This is a genomic window from Neisseria sp. P0009.S007 (genome assembly GCF_051962515.1).
In genome coordinates, this window is record NZ_JBQCVF010000615.1 from 1 (window position 1) to 940 (window position 940).

Consider the following 940-nt stretch of genomic DNA (forward strand, 5'->3'; position numbering starts at 1 on the left):
TGGCTTCTATGTACTGAGCGATGAAGCCGAATTCGTCTATAAATGTACAGACTATTACAACCCCAAAGCCGAACACTCACTGATTTGGAATGATCCGACCGTCGGTATCGACTGGCCGCTGCAAGGCGAGCCGAACCTGTCGCCTAAAGACTTAGCAGGCAAAGTATTGGCTGAAGCGGTAACGTTTTAAAAAGTTTTAAAAATAATTCAGGCCGTCTAAAAGAATGTTCCTCTTTTCAGACGACCTACAATCCATTAATAACAATAATCGACGAAAACGCATTGTGAAAAACGCCTACATTCCCTCTCGCGGCATCCGCAAAATCCCCCATCTCTCCACCCTATTGCCTGAATTTCATATCTGCAAAGATGGGAAAGGAGCAGAGGCTGTGGTCGGCTGGGGTTTGCGCCCGACGACACACAAAGCGCGTGCGTTTGCCGCTGAGCACCAGCTTCCCTTTATTGCTTTGGAAGACGGCTTTTTACGCTCGCTCGGACTAGGCGTCTCTGGTTATCCGCCCTACTCCATCGTCTATGACGACATCGGTATCTACTACGACACCACGCGTCCTTCGCGTTTAGAACAACTGATTCTTGCCGCCCATACCATGCCGTCTGAAACCTTGGCTCAGGCGCAGCAGGCGATGGATTTCATCCTGCAACACCATCTGTCCAAATACAACCACGCGCCCGAGCTTTCAGACGATCATCCTTTACACTCCCCATCCAAACCCGGAACCGTCCTCATCATCGACCAAACCTTCGGCGATATGGCCATCCAATATGGCGGCGCAGACACCTCTACGTTTGAACTGATGTTTCAGACGGCCTTGAATGAAAACCCGCAAGCCGATATCTGGGTAAAAACCCATCCCGATGTTTTGTGCGGCAAAAAACAAGGCTATCTGACCCAACTGGCGCAGCAACACCGCGTCCATCT

The 940-nt window shown here is 50.3% G+C and carries 2 protein-coding genes; both read left to right on the top strand.

The annotated features are described in order from the left end of the window. The coding region (locus tag ACTHS3_RS15175; protein ID WP_440368389.1) for a dTDP-4-dehydrorhamnose 3,5-epimerase family protein at positions 1–190 on the top strand (190 nt) is incomplete at its 5' end. Positions 191–224: 34 nt separating this feature from the next. Then, on the top strand, positions 225–940 hold a 716-nt coding region (locus tag ACTHS3_RS15180), incomplete at its 3' end, for a capsular polysaccharide export protein, LipB/KpsS family (protein ID WP_440368390.1).